Source organism: Acidaminococcales bacterium (genome assembly GCA_031290885.1).
Classification (GTDB): Bacteria; Bacillota; Negativicutes; order Acidaminococcales; family JAISLQ01; genus JAISLQ01.
In genome coordinates, this window is sequence record JAISLQ010000021.1 from 1 (window position 1) to 16,222 (window position 16,222).

Sequence of the window (16,222 nt, forward strand, 5' to 3'; positions counted from 1 at the left end):
TGCGGGTTTGCCGCTTTGTACGCTGATATCGCCAAAGACAACCGTCCGTCTCTTTCGTTGTTCTTAAAGATGGGCTTTGCGCCGGTCGAGAAAGACGCTACGCGCTGGCTGCCAAACGGCGCCCGGCATTTTTCCTTGTCCCGCGAAAGGGCGGTAAATGGGTCGCAAATACAGCATGATTTTAATCTGAGAACAGTATCAGAAAAATAAGTGGGTACGGAGTGGGTACGGGACTGCGCAGAGGCCGCCCATTGCTGCGCATAAGCCGAAACGCCAGGCTCGAAATGTACTCATTCCCATTAAAACGAAATAACTGAAATCCCGCAGAAACTTGAAAAAGCAAGTTTCTGCGGGATTTTTGGCGTTCGATTGAAAAGCCCTTGATATTTTACGCAAAGCGGCGCGCAAAGTTTTTATAGCCGTCCGCTGGCATTGAGCACGTTTTTGATCTTATGGACGACCATGTTTTTGATCGCCTCGCGCGCCGGGCCGAGATACTGCCGGGGATCGAAATCCGCCGGGCTGGTGTGAAAATACTTCCTGATGGAGGCGGTCATGGCCAGCCGCAAATCCGTGTCGATATTTATCTTGCATACGCCCAGCTTGCCCGCGCGCAGGAGCATGTCCTCCGGCACGCCTTTGGCGTCCAGCAATTTACCGCCGTATTCGTTACATTCTTTGACAAATTCCGGCAGCACCGTCGACGCCCCGTGCAGCACCAAAGGATAGCCGGGCAGCAGCTTGGATATTTTTTCCAGCCGTTCAAAATCAAGGGAAGGGTCGCCTTTGAATTTGTACGCTCCGTGACTGGTGCCAATGGCGATCGCCAAAGAATCGACGCCGGTCCGGCCGACAAACTCGACGGCTTGGTCGGGATCGGTGTAAGTAGCATCCTTGGCGCTGACCTTCACGGCATCCTCCACGCCGGCCAGTTTGCCCAGTTCGGCTTCGACCACCACGCCGTGGGCGTGGGCGTATTCCACCACTTTTTTCGTCAAAGCGATATTTTCTTCGTAAGGGTATTTCGAGCCGTCGATCATGACGGAAGTAAACCCGCCGTCCACGCAGGATTTGCAAATGTCAAAACTGTCGCCGTGGTCAAGGTGCAGGCAGATCGGCAGGCCGGAATCCTCAAGGGCCGCTTCGACCAATTTGACCAGGTAAACATGCTTGGCGTATTTGCGCGCGCCGGCGGAAACTTGCAGGATGAGCGGCGAACATTCTTGCTTGGCCGCGTCGACTATGCCTTGGATGATTTCCATATTGTTGACGTTGAAAGCGCCTACGGCGTACTGTCCCGCATAGGCTTTTTTAAACATTTCGGTTGTCGTTACTAACGGCATCTTCATTCCCCCTTTAAATTTTGCCGCCCACCGTCGGCCGGCTCTGGCGCCGCCGCTTGCTGGATTCCCGTGCGGACGCCGTGAAAACAGGCAAAAAGCTTCTTTTGTTTATTATAACATAATCATAACTTTAAAACTCCGCCGTCGGAGAAAATATTAAAGACAGCAGTATAAAAGTAGTGTTAAGCGCGGGCAGGATTATTTTTAATTGACAAATGGGAGAAAAATGAATATATTATTATTAAACATATATAAATAATATGTCTTTACTGTGCGTCTGCTCCGGCAGATATCATTCAACCGTAAAGGAGCTGTATTTTGATGAAAATAACTCAGGTGGAAATTTTCCATGTGCACAAGCTGCCCAATTCGGGGCAAAGACCTGTTTTGACACGCATAGACACCGACGAAGGGATATACGGCATCGGCGAGGCGGGCATGGCCTACGGCGCGGGCGGCAGCGCCGCCGCCGCCATGATCAAGGATCTGGCGCCGCTTGTCATCGGCCTTGACCCTTTCGATACGGAAAAAGTCTGGGAGAAGCTATTCAAAAAAACCTTCTGGGGGCAAGGCGGCGGCACAGTGGTTTTTTCCGGCGTCAGCGCTATTGACACGGCTTTGTGGGACATAAAGGGAAAAGCGCTGTCTTTGCCTTTGTATAAACTTTTGGGCGGCAAGTGCAGAAAGGATCTGCGCGTCTACGCTTCGCAGCTGCAATTTGGCTGGGGGCCGAAAAGGGCGCCGAAAGGGGAAAAGGAGCAGTACGCGGAGGAAGCGCGCAAAGCTCTGGCCGATGGGTATGACGCGGTCAAGGTGGACGTCTTGGCGCTGAACCGAGCCGGGAGCACGGAAAATGTGCATTTGGAAGGCCCTTTGCCCAATTCTGTGATAAAACTGGGCGTGGAAAGGGTAAAAGCGATCAGGGAAGCGGTGGGGGAAGACGTGGACATCATCGTAGAAAACCACGCCAATACCGACTTGGTCAGCGCCGTCCAGTTCGCGCGGGCGGTGGAAGAATACAATATATTCTTTTACGAGGAAATCAACACACCGCTGAACCCTCCGCTCCTAAAAAAAGCCAAAGAAAAAATAAACATACCCATCGCTTCCGGCGAACGGATCTATACGCGCTGGGGCTACCTGCCCTATTTTGTCGATCGCTCCATTGACGTGGCCCAACCGGACATCGGTTCCTGCGGCGGCCTGTCGGAATTTAAGAAGATCGCGGAGTTGGCGCATACTTTTGAAATCACCGTACAGGCGCACGTCGCCGGCACGGGCGTCGCCGAAGCGGCGGCCATACACGCCGAAACCGCCATACCGAATTTTTGCATACACGAGCACCATCAGAAAACATTGCTGCCGGAATACGCCGAATTGTGCGAATACAATTACCAGCCGGCAAAGGGGCGCTATACCGCGCCGGAACTGCCCGGCCTGGGACAGGAAATAACGGCGAAGGTCTATGAAAAATCCGACCGGCTGCTCATAAAATAAGCCGCCTGGCAAAGAACTGCCCGCTGCACCGCTTATAAGGACGGCGTTCGGTTCTTCGACGACAAATATCCAGAAAGCAGTTCCCGCTTCAAAATACCAACCGCAGGGACAGGAGGTTTTGCTGTGAGCGCTTTTTCGGTAAAATGGCGGCAGGCGCGGGGGATCCTACGCAAAATACTGGTCGCGGCCGGATTTGCGGCATCTTTTTGCAAGCGGATCGCCGCCGTGCTTATTTTCTTGGCGGCCTGGGAACTTTTGCCGCGCTCGGGGGCGATAGATTACTTTTTCCTGCCGCCTTTTTCCATAGTTGTCGAGACCATTTACGGCATGCTGCTCGACGGCGAGTTGTTTGTACACCTTGCCGCCAGCCTGCGGCGCACGCTGGCCGGCTTTACGCTCGGTGTCAGCGCTTCCGTTTCGGCGGGGCTTTTGATCGGTTGGTTCAGGACGGTGGAAAAATTCGCCGACCCGTTATTGCAAGCGTTCCGACAAACATCCGCCTTGGCGCTTTTTCCTGTGTTCATACTTTTCTTCGGCATAGGCGAGGTGTCAAAGGTCGCGATAATCTATTGGGGCGTGCAGTGGCCAATCCTTTTGAACACCATTTCCGGCGTTAAAAACGTCGACCCGCTCCTGATAAAGTCCGCCCGCTCCATGGGAGCGTCCAATTTTACAATATTTTTCCGGGTGGTGATCCCGGCGTCCCTCCCTTATATATTTACCGGCGCGCGCCTTAGCGCCACGACCTCCATACTGATACTCATCGCCGCCGAAATGGTCGGGGCAAAAGCGGGGATCGGCTTTTTGGTGTTTGACGCGCAGCAGAAATTTGAAATACCCAGGATGTACGCCGGCATACTTTTGATGTCCGTCCTGGGGTTCACCGCCAACTATTTGCTGTTATATCTGGAAAGAAGATACACATCTTGGAAACAGGAACTTATGCCACGCAGCTAACGCTGTTCCTCGGTTAAAGCCGTGTCATATTTGCGGCTGATTTGACCTGCCGCTTTGCGCAAAATGTTCCCGTCCGCGTTTTGCGCCTTGCAGGGCGGCAAATAGTCTCGCAAGCCTTATGCGTGTCTTGCCCGGCGGACAGCATAAAAATTTATTAAAGGAAAGGTGATTGTCAATGTTGAGAAAACAAGGGAAAATTATACTGACGCTGCTTTTAGCGGGAGCGGTGGCCTTGGCCGCCCTAACGGCGGGCTGCGGCGGCTCAAGCGCCACAAAGGGCGGCAAGCCGAAATTCGTCAACGGCAAACTCGACAAGCCGTTCAACCTCAAAGTTCCGACCATGTCCGGATTCAACGAAATTTATATCGGCGAAAAATTGGGCTTTTATAAAGAGGTCGGCCTGAATATCGATTATACCGGTTCCATGACCGGCAGTATGCTGGCGCAGTCAGTAATAAAAGGAGACAACCATCTTTTTGGCACAGGGCATGTGCTGACCATCGCCAAGGCGCGCGAGGGCGGGGCAAAGCTAAAAATGGTGCTGCAAGGCTCTTTCGACGACCCCGATCCGCGCAAGACCCACATGACTTATCTTGTCAAAGAGGACAGCCCGATAAAGGAAGCCAAGGATCTTATCGGCAAAAAAGTTTCCATCGGTTACGTGGGTAGTTGCGCGGAACTTTTGTTTTCCGAATATTTGCGGCAGAACGGCATCAAACGCGACCAAGTGGAATGGGTGGTGATGGCGGACAACCAAGCGGAAAATGCCTTGCGCCAAGGCAATATTGACGTGGCCGGCATACACAACGTGTTTACCCTTTCCGCCATGAAGCGCGGCGGCGTGCGCCCGCTGGTCAACACCTGGGCAATCGGCACCGCCGCGGGCAACGGGCCGGCCAGTTCCTATTCCACCCGCGCCTTCAGCGAGGACTTCATCAAGGAAAATCCGGACATTGTAAAGGCATATATCGCCGCGACGGTAAAAACGCAGCATTGGATAAACAAAAATTACGACGAGGCGATACAAATAGCCGCCGATTATTTAAAGATTGACAAAGACAAAGCCGGCGGAACCAGGTTCCCGGACGATAACGCCATTGACCCGGTCAAGGTCAACTTCTGGATAAAAATGATGGAAGACAACGGCTTCGTCAAACCCCAAACGGTAAAAATCGACGAAGTATGTACCAACGCGCTCAACCCCTACCTTAGCGGCGAAATAAAAGAAAGCGGTTGAAAGAGTCAAGCGGCGCGAACATTGTCCCCGCCATAGGGCGCCTGGGGAAAGGAGTTTTCCGTGGAAACAAAATTTGACAAGGAAAAATTGGCTGTTTTTTGCCAGGAGATACTTCAGGCGGCCGGGCTTGCGCCGGAACACGCCGCCCGCGTGGCCGGGAACCTTGTCGCGGCGGAACTGCGCGGGGTACGCAGCCACGGCCTCATCCAGGTCAAAAACTATGTCGGTGGAATAAAAAGCGGCGCGATCAACAAAAATCCCCAGATTAAAACCCTTAAAGAAGCGCCGGCCGCCGTATTGATCGACGGCGATGCCGCGCCCGGCGCCGTTTCCGGCGTTTACGCCATGGACAAGTGCATAAAAAAAGCGAAAACAACCGGCATGGCGGGCGCCGCCGTCGTAAACGGAACCCATTTCGGCATGGCCGCCTATTACGCCATGCGGGCCCTTGAGCATGACATGATAGGGTTCGCCTTTTGCAACGCGCGGCCGAGAACCGCCGTACACGGCGGCATCAGCCGCGCCCTCGGCACAAACCCCATCTGTGCCGCGATACCGGCCGAGCAGGAACCCCCGGTAGTGTTCGATGCCGCTACCAGCAAAACTGCCTATAACAAGATACTTTACGCTTTGCGGGAAGGGCGCGGCATTGAAAAAGGACTGGCTCTTGACGCGCACGGCAACGACACGGACGACCCCGCCGCCGCGCTGCAGGGCGCCTTCTTCCCTTTCGGCGGCTATAAAGGCTCGGGTCTGGCGGTCGTGGTGCAAATATTGTGTTCCTTGCTGACGGGCGCGGCCTGCCAATTGGACGAAAAAACGCGCGGGTTGCAGGATGACCCGGACAAAATAGGGTTTTGTTTTATGGCCGTTGACATTGCCGCCTTCCAGCCGCCGGAACTGTTTAAAAAGTCGGTCGATTTGCTGGCGCGGCGCTTAAAAAATTCGCAAAAAGCAAACCCGCAGGATGCAATATATCTGCCGGGCGAATTGGAGCATATAACCTGCGCCGGACAATCGGCGCACGGGATAACCTTAGGGGAATCCGTAGCGGCCGATCTGGACGCTTTGCGCCAGGAACTGTCGCTTGCCGGCAGCGTAGCAGATTGTTCGGTTTCCGCCGGCTGAACGGGATTCCTTTTGCCCCTGCGCGGCGGTAATTTCTCCGGGAAAGAGGATACGCAATGTACAATGATTTTGACGAATTGCTCAACCGCAAAGGCACCGGCTGCCTGAAATGGGACGGCTGCGCCGCGCGTTTTCCGGGGCTTGACACATCGGGCGCTTTGCCCATGTGGGTGGCGGACGCGGATTTTCGTGCGCCGCAGGAAGTCGTCGAACGTCTGACGCAAATGGCCGGCTTTGGCATTTACGGCTACCCCGCGCCGCTGCGCGAGGAATTTGCCGGCGCGCTTAAAAGTTGGCTGCAAAGGCGGCACGCGCTTGAAATCGAAAAGGATTGGGTGATTTTCTCGCCCGGGGTGGTACCGTCGATCAACATCGCCATACAAACCTTTACGGACGAAAACGACGGCATAATCATCCAGCCGCCGGTTTATTACCCTTTTAAAAGATCGATAGAAGCCAACCGGCGCAAGCCAATAAGCAACCCGCTTGTTTATAGGGGCGGCCGCTACTACATGGATTTTGCCGATTTGGCGGCTAAAGCGGCGGACAAAAACAACAAAATGCTGATACTCTGCTCGCCGCACAACCCGGTGGGACGGGTCTGGGAAGAAAGCGAACTGCGGTGTTTAAGGGCCATTTGCGACCAAAGCGGCGTTTTGCTGTTTGCCGACGAAATACATTCGGACATTGTTTTTACAGGCCATACCCATCTTCCGGCACTATCCTTGGGAACGGGAAAAATCGCAACAGCCTTTTCCATGAGCAAAACTTTCAATCTGGCCGGCCTGCACGCATCGGCGGTCGTCGTGCCCGACGCTTCTTTGCGCCAAAAATTCAGGGGCTGGCTGCAAAGGGCGAGCATGGAAAGCGGATGCAGTTTTGGCGTGCAGGCCTTCATCTTCGCTTGCCAATACGGCGAGCCGTATCTTGCAAAAATGCTTGCGTATATAGAAGGCAACATCGCTTTCGCCCGAGAGTTTACGAAAAAAAACATCCCGCGCGCACGCTTTGTAAACACGGAAGGCACTTATCTGGCATGGCTGGACTTTAACGGTTTTGGCCTTTCCCCCGACGAAATAGACAAAACCATCGTCGAAAAAGCCAAAGTGCTGGGCGATCTGGGGCGGTGGTTCGGCGAAGGGGGCGCCGGCTTTGTCCGGTTGAATTTCGCCTGTCCCCGGGCAATTGTCAAACAGGCGCTGGAAAACTTACAAAAAGCGTTTCAAAATTAAAAATTTAAAGGCCGGCCAAGCCGCCGAATTAATTCCTGCCGTTTTTCGATTAAAACCAGGATAACATTTGCGAGCTAATTTGCCGCCCCGCGCGGCGAAAAACACAGGCGAACCAAAGGCGCGGCAAGAATTTTGCGCAAGGCAGCGTGGCAAAAGCCGCACGGATGCCATGATTTTAGCCGGGGAACAGTATGGCGGCAACTTTTGTTTTTTGCGCTGAATCCCAAACATGTGGGCATGGATATAAAAAAGCTGACAGAAAAGTTGCAAATCGCAAGCGGTTCGAGGCGGCAGCCGGGAGACAACCGGCATCAAAGTTAGCGGATATGCCAGGAACGCATTTTGCGCCATCGCGTGCGGCGGCGATGTCACGGGCATGGAGCATCGTAGGGAGAGGCGCTGGCCGGGCATTTTGGGCATTGCCGGGCGGCGTTCCGCTGGCCGCGCCTTTTGCCGCGTGTTTGCGAAAAGAAATCCAACGGGCATCGGTTACATTCAGCAATTGCCCGGGCATAACGACACCGGGACGATGCGCGTATATGCGAAAGTCTCCCGGAAAGGCTTGAGGAAAGTTGCCGGTCCGCTTGGCAGGCTATAGGTTCGCATTTTATTTATGTAGAAAAACACTTGCAACAATGGCGTGGCAACGAATTGGCAACATTTTGGCATGAACGAAAAAGGTTTCTCAATATGTTGCGAGTTGTGTGAAATGTGGGCCGAATTTTTTGGGAAAATTAAAATATATTGACAAAATAATCGCAGAAGGCATAAAATAACATAATATAAGGTCGGCGGACTTTAAGCGCAAGGGAGATTATGAGAATGAAACAATGGGTTTGCTCAAAATGCGGGTATGTTCATGCAGGAGAAAGTATACTGGCCAAATGTCCGGTCTGCCATGTCCCTGCTTCGGCATTCAAGGAAAAACCGGTGGGCGAGGAAAAAAGAGTGTTGACGTCAATTACTAAAATCAACATCCAATATGCGCATCGATTTTTGGGATATATTGGCGAAGCGCAGTATCTTCACGGACATACCGGAACATTAACGCTTGAAGTAGAAGGCGAGGTAAACAGTTCAAATGGTTTTGTTGTAGCTTGCAACAGCATCAAAAATCATGCGTGGGAATATTTGGTAAACTTTGACCACGCGATTATTTTGCAAAAAGAAGACCCGATTCTTCCCGAGCTTTTAAAGGTATATGAGGCTCAAGGAATCAAGGGTGGCTCAACATGGAATGCCAGCGTTGGCATAGCCTTTGACACCGAGCTTGCAAAAGCCTATCCCGAATGTCGCCTTGTAGTTGTTAAGAAGGTCGCAACCGTCGAGAATTTGATTGAGGTTTTCTATTCCTTGTTAAAGGATACCCTCAATATCAAGAAAATGACATTTACATCCGGCGACAATGCCGCTTCATTTAGTGTCAGATAACGATAAAAAGAGAGCTGTTGTCTACCAAATATAGTTGGTTTTGCGACAGCTCTCTTTTTCAGGTGAAGTATCCGCGTTAGAAAATGCCTGCCTAATGTGGCAAATATGTTTTTCTAAAATATTTGCTGTGAAAAATATGTCATAGTAAAGATTATCGGCAGGCGGCGATTGACTACAAAGAACGGGCGGGACATACTTTCAGGGAACTTAAAGAAGCCTTCAAAATCATGCCGCGTATATTTTGTCGCCTCCGTTCTGTTATGCCGAGAACACTGAAAGCGCGTTTTTCAATTGAATGGTTTAGGCTGCATGACGCCTGCGGAAGCGTTCGCGCAAGAGCTTATGAAAATCAAAGAGGCAATCGCGGCATAATCCCCTTGCCTAAGGCCATGGCGATACAAGGATTGGTGCATGCCAAGCCCTATGGGAAATTTGTTGCATTTGATATTGCAATTGACCCTGGTTTGGGAAAGCGCAAAAATATGTTTTTATGTATTGACAACGAAGCGCAATGATAATAAGCTATTAGAGTAAGTGCCGCGATTTGCTGGGCGCGGATAGCAGGCGGCGGTTTTGCCGTTTTGCGGTTTTTTGCGGCTTGCCGCGTTGGTTAAGGTGACATTGGATTTCGTTGGCGCAAGTTAGCGGCACAACCGCCAGTAACGGCGGCCGTTTTTTTGGCGGGTTAAGTTAGCCGAGGCTAATTAATTTGTGCCATCCCCGTTCTTTTGCCCACAATGATTAAGGGCAAAGATGTATTTTTTGCATATAAATACGAATTTTTTACGCCGCAGGCAACATTATATAAAGAATGTTAATTGCGGCAAGCTGGAAAGCCGCTTGGCGACAGGCAATGCCGTTTGGGGCGGGCGGGGCATTGCCGCAGGAAATAAAAATTCATAACGCTCAAAGCGCCTTATAGCCTGACTAAAAATAAAAATCCGCATGTAACATTCTTTATATTATGTTACATGAAACATTGGCGAAAACTCACGCTATACTGGCGCCCCATTATTGATGGCGCAATACCGATTGGCCATTTTGATACTGCTCTCCGGTTAGGGCGTGTTTGATAGATCCATCGCGGCTTCTTTGCGGCTAATTTTCCGCTCCGCTGCGGCAACGTCGCTTAACAGACTGCCTCCGGGCTGCGTCGACGGCGCTTTCTTGCATAACGAAACTTTATCTTGGGAATATGCCGAAAGCGAGTTTTTAAATTCGCCTTAAGCTTTGCGGGATAATTTCCTCGCAGCGCGGCGACCGGCCCAGCTTGTCCGCGTTTTAACCAGGCAGCAGCATAAGCGGCGCGCAGCAACCAACCCCCGTTTTCGGACGGGGAAATAAAACGAGACTTAGTTAGTTTTGGCTAACTAAGCGGCGAAAGGAGTTTCTACAGCTTAAAAATGGATGCGCTTTTATTGTTCAGGCAAGGCGGCCTTGTCATGTACCCTTTGCTTTTGTGTTCCGTCTTGGTCTTGGCGGTAGCTTTTGAACGGTTTTTTGTTTTCCGGCGCAAACTGCGCAAAAAAAACGAATTCAAAAATTCCCTCATGGTAGAGCTGGCGGCGAAAAACTTGGAAGGGGCGCGGGCGGCGTGCGAAAATTCGCAAAACATCCTGGCGCGGGTGCTGGGCGTCGGGCTGGGATATTACAAAAAACCGGAAAACATGCGCGAAGCTTTCGAGGAACAAACGTCGCTGGAGTCCTCCCGGCTGCGCGAACACTTGAACTATCTTGACGTAGTGGTTACCATGGCGCCCCTGCTGGGGCTTTTGGGCACGGTTTTGGGGATTATCCACGCCTTCAGCAACATTGATTTTTCCGGGGGCAATTCCGCCGCCATCGCGAACGGCATCGGCGAAGCCCTTATTTCCACGGCGGCCGGATTATGCGTCGCGGTCCTGGCGCTAAGCGTCCATACTTATTTCGCGCATCTTTTGGATTACGCGCTTACGGACATTGAAGACGTCTGCATTCACGTCCTGTCGCGGGCAAGGAGCGAAGAAAGATGAGGATGCGCGAAACACGGATAGTAAGTACGCCAAAATTGATGATTGTCCCTTTGATCGACATAATTTTTTCCATACTGGTGTTTTTCATAGTCGTAACCATGCAAATGGTTTACCAGAAAAACCTGCCGGTGCAGCTGCCGGTATCGGAAGCCGCCCAGCGGGACAAAAAAGTTAGCCTAGTGATAACCATACAGCGGGACGGCAAAGTAAGCGTCGGGGACGAAACGGTCGCCGCCGGCGACGTGGCGGGCAGGGTAAAGGGCATACTGGCGCGCCAGCCGGAAACTGACGTTATTATCCGCGCCGACAAAAAAGTCGAACACGGCAGCGTCGTAGAGATAATGGGCCAGCTCAAGAATGTCGGCGTAACCAGGCTGGCCATCGCGGTAGAAGAAAAGGGCGATTCATGATGGACAAGACAAACAGCGCCGAATCGTTCAAACAGGGGCTGGCCTTCTCCTGTGCCTGCCATTTGCTTTTTATCTTCTGCGCCGCCGTCATTTTCGCGGGCGTCAAATCCCCCGCGCCGCGCGGGGAAAGGCTTTATCCGGCCGAAATATATACGCCCGCCGCTTCGCCGGGGACAGAAGCCGCCCCGGCCCAAGCCGTGCGCCGCCAGCCGCCGGCTCCGGCCGCTATAGCTCGGCCGCCGCTGAACGGCGTCGCCGAAACAGCGAAACAAAGCGATCTGCCGGCGCCCGCCGGTGTTGGCAATGAAAACGCGGGCGGCGAAACCTCGTCCGGCGCGGGCGGCGGCGCGGGCACAGCGGCCGGAACCGGCAAAAAGGACGGCGCGGGTACGGCGGGCGGCTCAAAATTGGCGGAAACAATCGAAAGGTTTGTGCGGCGGGTGGAGCGCAACAAAGGGGCGTATCCTTATATGGCCTTAAAGCAAAACAAAACGGGAGTTGCCCATATATATGTGAAACTCAACGCGGACGGGTCTTTGGCGGAACAATACGTAGCGGCCTCCTCCGGGGAAAAAAGCCTTGACGAGGGCGCCTTGAAAGCGGTGCGAAAAGCCTGCCCTTTCCCGCACGGGCTGCCCGGCGGCTTGGCCATGACCGTACCCGTGCGCTGGACGCTGAGTTGACGGCGGCCAAGCATACTTATTTTGTGAGGTGTGAACAATGAACATCAAAAAACATTTTTTCGCAATACTTTTTCTTGCCCTGGCAGCAGGAGGCGGCCTTTACCTTTGGCGGGGCGGCGATTCTTCCGGCGCGGCGCAGGCGGCTTTCAGCATGGTCAGAGACGATGCCGGGCGCGAGGTGCGGGTACCGGAACGCCCCAAACGCGTGGTAGTTTTATCGGCCACCCATGTTGACTTGTTCTGCGCGGCCGGCGGCAAGGACATCCTGGTCGGCAAACCCATATCGCAGGTCATGTCCGACGACACCAAAGCCGCTTCCGCCAACGCCAAAGAAATCGGCATGAGCATGTCGCCCAACACCGAAATAATACTGTCCCTGAACCCCGACCTGATAATCGGTCTGAATATGCCTCCGCATCTGGCGCTCATCCCCATACTGGAAAAAGTCGGCATACCCATGCTGGCCAAAAGTACCGATACCTACGAACAAGCGCTGGCAGCTTTGCGGTTTTATGGGGAATTGGCCGGGCAAGAAGAAACGGCGCGGACAAAGATTGCCGAGATACAGGGCAAATACAGCCTGGCCAGACAAAAAAGCGCCGGCAAAAGGCCGCCGCGCAGCCTGATTTTATTCGGCACGCCGGAAAGCATGAGCATGGCCACCAAAAAGAGCTTCACCGGCGACCTGCTGGAAAGGCTGGGCGGCGGCAATGTCATGGACAACGCCGTTGGTTTTGACACAAGCAGCGCCTACCTGTCGCTCAGCATGGAATACGTAACAAAGCAAAATCCGGAAGTGATTTTTCTTATAACGCACGGTTCGCCGGAAGGTCTTGAGGAAAAGTTTTCCCGGGAAATGTCGGGCAATCCGATATGGAACCAACTCAGCGCCGTAAAAAACGGCCGCCTGTACGTCCTGCCTTACGGCCTGTTTACGATAAACCCCGGCTCGCGCATTGGCGACGCCATTAACATGCTGGCCGATAAACTTTACGGTGAAAATCGATGAGTTTCAGCATTGCCGCCGACAAACGAGCGAAGGATCCCAGGCTCGGCAAAAGAATAATTACCTTGTCCGCCGGCTTGGCGGCGCTCTGCGCTTTCGCCGCAGCAGGCATCGCGCTGGGCTCCATCGATATTAAACTGTCCGAGATTTTGCGGGTGATCTTCGATTACGCCAACACGGAAAACTCCCGGATAATTTATTACATCAGGCTGCCGCGGGTGCTGACGGCGGTCATGGTGGGCGCAAACATGGCGCTCGCCGGCTGCATCATGCAAGGGGTGCTGCGCAACCCGCTGGCCGATCCCGGCATCATCGGCGTTTCCGCCGGCGCCGGCATGTCCGCCGTCGCAGTAATGGTGCTTTTCCCGGAATATAGCCTGCTCATACCGCCGATTGCGTTTTTGGGGGCGCTGGCGGCCACCGGCACAGTCTTTTTGCTGTCCTGGGAAAACGGCATACAGCCCCTGCGCATGATTTTGGCGGGCGTGGCGGTCAGCGCCTTCTTCGGCGCCATTATGAGCGCCATCATGGTTTTCAACTCCGACAAGATACAGGGAACGGTCAACTGGATGGCCGGCGGTTTTCACGGCCGCTCCTGGGAACACGTGAAAATGATACTTCCTTACTGCCTGTTCGGGACGGTCAGCGCCCTTTCCGGCTACCGCTATTTAAACGCCTTGCAGCTTGGCGACGAAGTCGCCAGAAGCATCGGCGCGCGCGTGGAACTGACCCGGTTTTTGCTGGTCGTCCTGTCCGCCCTGCTGGCGGCCTCGGCGGTAAGCGTAGCCGGCATGATCGGCTTTGTCGGCCTGATCGTGCCGCATACCATGCGCATTTTCGTCGGGTCGGACTTTGAGTTCCTGCTCCCCTGTTCCGCCCTTTTCGGCGGGGCGCTGGTAGTCGGGGCCGATACCGTGGCGCGGACGGTCATCGCCCCCATAGAGATCCCCGTCGGCATATTCATGGCGCTCCTGGGCGCTCCGTTCTTTTTATATCTTTTGAAGAAAGGGATGTCGCGCGGATGATAAGCATAAGGGCCGAGTCAATTACCTTGCGCTACGGGGCGCGGACAGTCGTCGAGAAAATGAGCCTGGCGGCGGAGAAAGCGGACATAGTCTCCATTATCGGCCCTAACGGTTCCGGCAAATCCACTGTCTTGAAAGCATTGGGCAGACTTTTGAAACCGGCGGGCGGGACGGTTTTTCTGGACGGGAAAGACATACAGGCGGAAAAAACGGGCCGCGTAGCGCAAAAAATGGCGATCCTGCCGCAGACGGCCACGGTTCCCGACGACATGACCGTATATGACCTTGTTTGCTACGGCCGGATGCCTTACCAAAAATTTTTCGCGCCCAAAAGCGAAGAAGACCTGGCGCAGATAGATACGGCCATCGCCGCCACCGGCATGTCCGAAATGAAATTTCGCCGCATGGGCACCCTCTCCGGCGGCGAGAGGCAGCGCGCGTGGCTGTCGCTCGCCATAGCGCAGAACCCGAAAATACTGCTTTTGGACGAACCGACCACCTTTCTCGACATCCACCATCAACTCGAAATCATGAAACTGATCGTCCATCTGCACAAAAAACTCGCCATAACGGTCATCATGGTGCTGCACGACCTTAACCACGCGGCCCGTTTCAGCAACCGGATAATAGCCGTCAAGGAAGGCGCGGTCATGATCGACGGCGGGGTAAGGGAAGTTTTTCGCGAAGAAATATTGGGCGCGCTCTATAGCGTCAAGACCCAGATCATAAAAATCAGGCAAAACGGCGAAGAACACCTTTACTGCATTACCGACGACGTATTTGAGGAAACGGCCACATGAACATACTGGAATTAACCGACATATCCAAGGCGTATGGCGCGAAAACGGTATTGAGCCAAGTCAGCTTCCACGTCCGGCAGGGCGAGATACTGGGCCTTTTGGGACCTAACGGCGCGGGCAAGACCACTCTTTTGAAAACCATCTTTGGCCTTGCGAAATGCGACCGGGGCAGCATCAAAGCCTTCGGCCTCGATTTCCAGGAAAACAAGCGGCAGATACTGAAAAATACCGGCATAGTGCCGCAGGAGAACAACCTAGAAAGAGAAGCGACCGTAAGAGAGGCGCTGCTTTTATACGCGAAACTGTTTGGCGTGCGCCAGGCCGAACAGTCGGCGGACAAACTGCTGGAGAAGTTCGCGATGTCCGAATGGCGGGACGTCCTAATAAGGCACCTTTCGGGCGGCATGGCGCGAAAAACGCTCATAGCGAGAGCCTTGCTGCCCGACCCGCCGCTCCTTTTGCTGGACGAGCCCAGCGTGGGGCTTGACCCTGACGTCAGGCGCGGAATATGGCGGCTGGTACTTGAACTTAAAGAGGCGGGTAAAACCATTGTGCTGACGACCCACTACATGGAAGAGGCGGATTTTCTCTGCGACCGGATCGCGCTTTTAAAATCCGGCAAGCTGCTTTTTCTCGACACGCCAAGCCGTTTGAAACAAAAAAGCGGCGGCGCGACGCTGGAAGACGCGTTCATTTATCTGACCGGGACGGGGGCCGTTTGAATGGGCTGGTACATGGTTTATTACCGCGAAATGTTTCTCATGCGGAAAAAAATCGGCAACCTCGGCTACGTCTTTTCCACTTTGCTGTATCCCCTGCTCTACCTTTTCGCCTTCAGCTGGGGGTTTGGCCCTACCGCCGGCGTTCCCGGCGGTTACGTCCCCTTTTTGAGCAAAGGCATGCTCGGCATTGCCGTCATGCTCAATTCCTTTCAGCAGACGGCCATTTCCGTCAGCGTGGGACGGTTCTATTTCCGCAGCTTTCAGACCTTGCTGGTCAGCCCGCTGACACCTTTCGCCATCACGCTTGGCATAACGCTGGCGGGCGTGAGCCGGGGCGTCATGGCCGGCGCCACTATCTATCTGGTCGCCTTCCTGGCTTTCGCGGCGCCGCCGCCCAGTCTGCCCGGCATAGCCGGCATAATCATTTCCGCCGCCTGTTTCGGCGCTTTCGGCTTTACCGTGGGATTATGGGCGGACAACCAGGACGCCCTGTCCGTGGTCATAAATTTCATTATCACGCCCATGACCTTTTTTTGCGGCTCCTTATTTCCCATAGAAAGGCTGCCGCCGTGGCTGCAAGGCATTGCCGGCTGGCTGCCGCTCGGCCTTTCCAACAAGCTTTTGCGCGCGGGCGGCTGGACGTGGGAGGCGGCTTGCTATCTTTTGATCCTGTCCGTTACCGCCGCAGTTTTATTCTATATAAGCATCAGAAAAGTAAACAATTACAGCGAATGACGAG

Annotated in this window: 17 protein-coding genes; 16 read left to right on the forward strand and 1 reads right to left on the reverse strand. The window is 53.7% G+C overall.

The features are described 5' to 3' along the window. Positions 1-210, forward strand: a 210-nt coding sequence (locus LBO03_02665) for a hypothetical protein (protein ID MDR3348504.1), incomplete at its 5' end; no start/stop codon positions are given. A gap of 203 nt (positions 211-413) precedes the next feature. On the opposite strand, the gene fba is transcribed toward LBO03_02665, so the two are convergent. Then, entirely contained in the window at positions 414-1,343 is a 930-nt protein-coding gene (gene fba / locus LBO03_02670; GenBank protein MDR3348505.1) for a class II fructose-1,6-bisphosphate aldolase, read from the reverse strand. Positions 1,344-1,664: 321 nt separating this feature from the next. On the opposite strand from fba, the gene LBO03_02675 reads away from it, so the two are divergent. From LBO03_02675 to LBO03_02745, 15 genes are all read left to right on the forward strand, one after another. After that, the gene (locus LBO03_02675) at positions 1,665-2,840 is read left to right on the forward strand and encodes a mandelate racemase/muconate lactonizing enzyme family protein (GenBank protein ID MDR3348506.1); all 1,176 of its coding nucleotides are present in this window, start codon (positions 1,665-1,667) and stop codon (positions 2,838-2,840) included. A gap of 123 nt (positions 2,841-2,963) precedes the next feature. Next, positions 2,964-3,797, forward strand: coding sequence for an ABC transporter permease (locus LBO03_02680; GenBank protein MDR3348507.1), 834 nt, complete (start codon positions 2,964-2,966; stop codon positions 3,795-3,797). Positions 3,798-3,972: 175 nt separating this feature from the next. Continuing rightward, on the forward strand, positions 3,973-5,034 hold the full coding sequence (locus tag LBO03_02685; protein MDR3348508.1) for an ABC transporter substrate-binding protein: 1,062 nt from the start codon (positions 3,973-3,975) through the stop codon (positions 5,032-5,034). Positions 5,035-5,094: 60 nt separating this feature from the next. Beyond that, positions 5,095-6,162 (forward strand): Ldh family oxidoreductase, encoded by a 1,068-nt coding sequence (locus LBO03_02690; protein ID MDR3348509.1) that lies wholly within the window; start codon positions 5,095-5,097, stop codon positions 6,160-6,162. Between the two features lie 56 nt (positions 6,163-6,218). After that, positions 6,219-7,394, forward strand: coding sequence for a pyridoxal phosphate-dependent aminotransferase (locus LBO03_02695; protein ID MDR3348510.1), 1,176 nt, complete (start codon positions 6,219-6,221; stop codon positions 7,392-7,394). 822 nt (positions 7,395-8,216) lie between these two features. Beyond that, positions 8,217-8,825 carry a 6-carboxytetrahydropterin synthase gene (locus LBO03_02700; protein ID MDR3348511.1) on the forward strand — a complete coding sequence of 203 codons (609 nt, stop codon included), beginning with the start codon at positions 8,217-8,219 and terminating at the stop codon, positions 8,823-8,825. Between the two features lie 227 nt (positions 8,826-9,052). Beyond that, a complete protein-coding gene (locus LBO03_02705) occupies positions 9,053-9,340 on the forward strand; it encodes a hypothetical protein (protein ID MDR3348512.1) in 288 nt (95 codons plus the stop codon). A gap of 1,035 nt (positions 9,341-10,375) precedes the next feature. Beyond that, on the forward strand, positions 10,376-10,837 hold the full coding sequence (locus tag LBO03_02710) for a MotA/TolQ/ExbB proton channel family protein (GenBank protein MDR3348513.1): 462 nt from the start codon (positions 10,376-10,378) through the stop codon (positions 10,835-10,837). Then, positions 10,834-11,247, forward strand: a complete 414-nt coding sequence (locus tag LBO03_02715; GenBank protein ID MDR3348514.1) for a biopolymer transporter ExbD — start codon at positions 10,834-10,836, stop codon at positions 11,245-11,247. Before LBO03_02710 ends, LBO03_02715 begins: the two co-directional genes overlap by 4 nt. Then, a complete protein-coding gene (locus LBO03_02720; protein ID MDR3348515.1) occupies positions 11,244-11,930 on the forward strand; it encodes an energy transducer TonB in 687 nt (228 codons plus the stop codon). Before LBO03_02715 ends, LBO03_02720 begins: the two co-directional genes overlap by 4 nt. Before the next feature lie 37 nt (positions 11,931-11,967). After that, a complete protein-coding gene (locus tag LBO03_02725; GenBank protein MDR3348516.1) occupies positions 11,968-12,939 on the forward strand; it encodes an ABC transporter substrate-binding protein in 972 nt (323 codons plus the stop codon). Beyond that, positions 12,936-13,961 carry an iron ABC transporter permease gene (locus LBO03_02730; protein ID MDR3348517.1) on the forward strand — a complete coding sequence of 342 codons (1,026 nt, stop codon included), beginning with the start codon at positions 12,936-12,938 and terminating at the stop codon, positions 13,959-13,961. The genes LBO03_02725 and LBO03_02730 overlap by 4 nt, the downstream gene beginning before the upstream one ends. Continuing rightward, positions 13,958-14,761, forward strand: a complete 804-nt coding sequence (locus tag LBO03_02735) for an ABC transporter ATP-binding protein (protein MDR3348518.1) — start codon at positions 13,958-13,960, stop codon at positions 14,759-14,761. Before LBO03_02730 ends, LBO03_02735 begins: the two co-directional genes overlap by 4 nt. Further along, positions 14,758-15,483, forward strand: a complete 726-nt coding sequence (locus tag LBO03_02740) for an ABC transporter ATP-binding protein (GenBank protein MDR3348519.1) — start codon at positions 14,758-14,760, stop codon at positions 15,481-15,483. The genes LBO03_02735 and LBO03_02740 overlap by 4 nt, the downstream gene beginning before the upstream one ends. Then, positions 15,484-16,218: an ABC transporter permease gene (locus LBO03_02745; GenBank protein MDR3348520.1), complete on the forward strand. Its 735-nt coding sequence runs from the start codon at positions 15,484-15,486 to the stop codon at positions 16,216-16,218. It abuts the gene before it with no gap. Positions 16,219-16,222 lie beyond the last annotated feature (4 nt).

Excerpts from the sequence above, each read along its gene's own strand:
- fba (MDR3348505.1), bottom strand. The coding sequence starts at position 1,343 with ATGCCGTTAGTAACGACAACCGAAATGTTTAAAAAAGCCTATGCGGGA.
- LBO03_02675 (MDR3348506.1), top strand. The coding sequence starts at position 1,665 with ATGAAAATAACTCAGGTGGAAATTTTCCATGTGCACAAGCTGCCCAAT.
- LBO03_02685 (MDR3348508.1), top strand. The coding sequence starts at position 3,973 with ATGTTGAGAAAACAAGGGAAAATTATACTGACGCTGCTTTTAGCGGGA.
- LBO03_02695 (MDR3348510.1), top strand. The coding sequence starts at position 6,219 with ATGTACAATGATTTTGACGAATTGCTCAACCGCAAAGGCACCGGCTGC.
- LBO03_02700 (MDR3348511.1), top strand. The coding sequence starts at position 8,217 with ATGAAACAATGGGTTTGCTCAAAATGCGGGTATGTTCATGCAGGAGAA.
- LBO03_02705 (MDR3348512.1), top strand. The coding sequence starts at position 9,053 with ATGCCGCGTATATTTTGTCGCCTCCGTTCTGTTATGCCGAGAACACTG.
- LBO03_02710 (MDR3348513.1), top strand. The coding sequence starts at position 10,376 with ATGGTAGAGCTGGCGGCGAAAAACTTGGAAGGGGCGCGGGCGGCGTGC.
- LBO03_02715 (MDR3348514.1), top strand. The coding sequence starts at position 10,834 with ATGAGGATGCGCGAAACACGGATAGTAAGTACGCCAAAATTGATGATT.
- LBO03_02720 (MDR3348515.1), top strand. The coding sequence starts at position 11,244 with ATGATGGACAAGACAAACAGCGCCGAATCGTTCAAACAGGGGCTGGCC.
- LBO03_02725 (MDR3348516.1), top strand. The coding sequence starts at position 11,968 with ATGAACATCAAAAAACATTTTTTCGCAATACTTTTTCTTGCCCTGGCA.
- LBO03_02730 (MDR3348517.1), top strand. The coding sequence starts at position 12,936 with ATGAGTTTCAGCATTGCCGCCGACAAACGAGCGAAGGATCCCAGGCTC.
- LBO03_02735 (MDR3348518.1), top strand. The coding sequence starts at position 13,958 with ATGATAAGCATAAGGGCCGAGTCAATTACCTTGCGCTACGGGGCGCGG.
- LBO03_02740 (MDR3348519.1), top strand. The coding sequence starts at position 14,758 with ATGAACATACTGGAATTAACCGACATATCCAAGGCGTATGGCGCGAAA.
- LBO03_02745 (MDR3348520.1), top strand. The coding sequence starts at position 15,484 with ATGGGCTGGTACATGGTTTATTACCGCGAAATGTTTCTCATGCGGAAA.